This is a genomic window from Sulfuricurvum sp. (assembly GCF_023229695.1).
Classification (GTDB): domain Bacteria; phylum Campylobacterota; class Campylobacteria; order Campylobacterales; family Sulfurimonadaceae; genus Sulfuricurvum.
Genome location: NZ_JALNYS010000037.1, coordinates 1 through 3,574 on the forward strand (window position 1 = coordinate 1; position 3,574 = coordinate 3,574).

Sequence of the window (3,574 nt, forward strand, 5' to 3'; positions counted from 1 at the left end):
GACTTGTGCAGATTTTAAAGCAGTTTGAAATGAAAAAGGGTCGTTAATGGTGGGGACTAACGTATTTATCGGAGCTTTCGGATAGCCAAAAGGGGCAAAGAGATGGCGTGAGGCGAGTTCTCCAAAACGAATAGGCAATTCAAGCTGTCCAAGTTCATTGGAAACTATAACGCTGTCACCTTCATTTAGATTCATCGCAAGCGCTTCGGAAGCATTCATAAGCAGATATGGATGTTCTTCGTCTTTTAGGAGTTCATCGACCAATCCTGTTCGGGTCATGGTGTGCCATTGTTTTTTGGTTCTCCCTGTAATCAGGACATAGTGTTCATCAGCAAGAGTTAAAGTGGAGGATATGATGGGGTGAAACTGTACTTTACCCGATGTTGTTGGAAATGTCTCATCGGTATAAAGGTGTTCTCCTCCCCATTGATAGGAGAGGGTGTCATACTCTTGTGTACTTTGGTCACATAATCGTTTTGCAGTTAGGGCTTTGTACTCATCGTACACGTTTTGGGTATTAGGGTACTCAAATCCGCTCAATCCTAGTTTTTTCGCAATATCACAAATAATATCAAGGTCGCTTTTCGCTCCCGATGGCGGAGATTTAAACGGTCGTACGCGTTTGATGAAACGCTCTGAGTTGGTCATGCTCCCCTCTTTTTCGCCCCATCCGAAAGTTGGCAATACCAAGTTTGCTAATGCAGCTGTTTCGCTGAGAGTGCAATCTTGAACGACTAAAAAAAGATCAGGAGATTCAAGTGCGTGTTTGGTTTTTGTGACATCGGGAAGGCTTAGGAGCGGGTTGGTGCAAGCGACCCATAAAAATTTGATTTTATCGCAGAGTATGGAATCTACGGCTTCGGTAATGGTGATTCCTACCTCTGGCGAGAGGGTATTTTTCGGAAGATTCCAGTGAGTTTCACAAGCGATTCGGTCGTCTCGATTACGAACATCACGGTATCCGGGAAGGGCATTGGAGAGATAGCCTGTCTCTCGTCCTCCCATGGCATTGGGCTGACCTGTCAGAGATAAAGGTGAGCCTTTGATGGCATTTAGCCTGCCTGTTGCTAAAAAGAGATTCATAAAACCGATGTTGCGCATCACTCCATCTTGTGCTTGGTTGAGTCCTTGACACCACAGACCGAGTATTTTTTTATCCGATCCCAGCGCTTGAAGGAGTTGTTCGGAGGCTTCTATAGCTAAACCGCACGATTTGATGGCATCGAGATAGGGAGTTTTAAGGGCTTCTACCAGAGTGTTTTCAAATCCTTGCGAGGAGCGTTGGATGAAATCGATGTCGCACTCATTTCGTCGGTAAAGTTCACCTAAGAGAGCATTGTAAAATAGGGTATCGCTTCCGCTGTGCAGACCAATCCAAAGATCACTTTTTTGCGCCGTTTCGGTACGGATAGGATCAATAGTGATGATGAGTGTATCGGGATGAGATTTTTTACGTGCCAAGATGCGTCGAAACACAATCGGATGTGCCCATGCAGGGTTCGAACCGCTGATGAGTATCACATCGGCATTATCAATGTCTTGGTAATTACCTACGGGGCCGTCGCTTCCAAAAACCATTTTGTGGGCTGTCACGGCGCTTGCCATACATAGCCGTGAGTTGGCATCGACGTTGTTGGTTCCTAAATGCCCTTTAATCAGTTTAGTAAAAAGATAGCTCTCTTCGGTAAGAAGCTGTCCTGAGAGGTAAAAATAGAGCTCTTCTTTAGAAAGTGAGGTGATGTTTTGAGCAACAAGATCGATGGCTTTTTCCCAAGAAATCTCTTGAAACGGTTTATTCTTATCTTCTCGGTATAACGGTGTATGCAAGCGTTTTATATCAAGTGCTTTTGCCATTTGAATCGGTTTAAAACACAAATCTCCTAAAGTGGAGGGATTGCTTTTGTCCCCTTTGACTTTGAAACCTTTATCGCTGCACTCAACATTTAACGCGCACCCTGTACCGCAAAATGGACATCCCGTAGAGATTGGCTGTAATGTTTCCATTTTATTCACCCGTTTCGAATTTTTTCAGTTCAATAACGATTTCGGTAAATACTTTCGATCGTGTCAGAGGATTAGGCTCTACCATTTTTTCGAGTATCGTTGCGTAGCGTACAAGTTCGGAAGATTTATGACGATAGCTTTTTTTCTCCTCTGCGAGAGGTTCATCGGTATCGTAAGGCTTATTTTGTGTGGCTCCATAAATGATAGCGCAACCAAATTCAAAAATCTCATCCTGTTCTTTGTGTGAACCGCCTTGACGCTTGAGATTAAAAGACAGCAGTGCTTCGAGTTTGTTTTCCAGGCGCATTTGTCGATTCCAACGCATTAAAAAACCGATAGAAGCGTTGGTATAACGTCCTTGTAACCGGGCAATAAATTTCTCCAAACTCTCTTTAGTCGTGCGTAAATCCCGATATTGACGCATGAGTTCTGCAACGTATTCGCGTGCGTGCTCTAAGACGATTCCTTTGAGTAAGAGATGTCCTTCTCCACCCTCGCCACTTAGTGTTCCGCCGATGAAAATATCGACACCCAAGACTGTTTTTCCATTATAAGGAGTTTTGCAGCCCAAAAAGCCTAAATCTCCTGCACCGTGAATACCGCATCCTTTGACACACGCGGACCAATATAAACGCATTTTTGCATCTTCCATCGGTACTTCACGCGCCAAATACTCTCCCATTTCTATTGCATCGGGTTTGTTCGGGATAACACCAAACGGACAATGTTCGGTTCCTGCACACGCGATAAGGTTTGCCATATAGGGAGAGGGACGGTTTGGATATTTGAAAAATAACGGTAAGGCTAGTGCCGCAGTTTCATCCGTGATTCCTGTAATGATGAGATTTTGCTCGATGGTGAGACGAATGGCGCCGTTTTGAGATGCGGCAATATCGGCAGCATCGCTCAAATCGCTTCCGCTAAATACACCTGATGGGACGGCCGAGTAGAGGGCAAATGACCCGTCTTTGAGAGAAATTTTTCCGTAATGATCGCCTCCTTCGAGGCAGCTGAGAGTCTCGCCTGAGAGAGGCATTGTGTGAGAAAGCTGCTCTTCGATAGCGTTTCTAAATTCTGCCATTCCGACGGCTTCGATGAGAAAAACAAGACGATTTTTATTGCGATTGTCCCGAAAGCCGTATTTTTTAAAGAGTTCTACGACTGCTTTAAAAACGTTAACCGTTTCATGAGGCAGGACAAACATATCGGCACTTTTTGCCAATGTTCCGACACGTCCGCCTAAAAAGAGGTTAAAACCATATACGCCATCTTTTTGTGCGAGAGTTAGGGCAAAATCCTGACCGAAGATATTACAGCGATTGGATAGGGAGCCATTGATTCCAATATTGAATTTACGAGGAAGTGTTGTAATCCACGCTTCATTTTTCAAAAATATTTTTTGAATTTCTTGCATGATGTGAGAAGAGGGGATGATATTGTCCATCGCCAACCCATCGAGAGGATCGATGAGAATATTACGGAAGTTATCCACACCCGTTTGGTAGCTTGTAAGACCGACGCTTTCCAGCAGACTTAGTGCTTCAGGGATATTTTCAATGGTGATGTAGCG

At 44.3% G+C, this 3,574-nt stretch carries 2 protein-coding genes; both read right to left on the reverse strand.

Annotation, left to right across the window (positions count from 1 at the left end):
• A partial coding sequence (locus M0P91_RS14985; RefSeq protein ID WP_295069276.1) for a molybdopterin-dependent oxidoreductase occupies positions 1-2,004 on the reverse strand: 2,004 nt, incomplete at its 3' end.
• A gap of 1 nt (position 2,005) precedes the next feature.
• Positions 2,006-3,574, reverse strand: a 1,569-nt coding sequence (locus M0P91_RS14990; protein WP_295069278.1) for a ferredoxin--nitrite reductase, incomplete at its 5' end; no start/stop codon positions are given.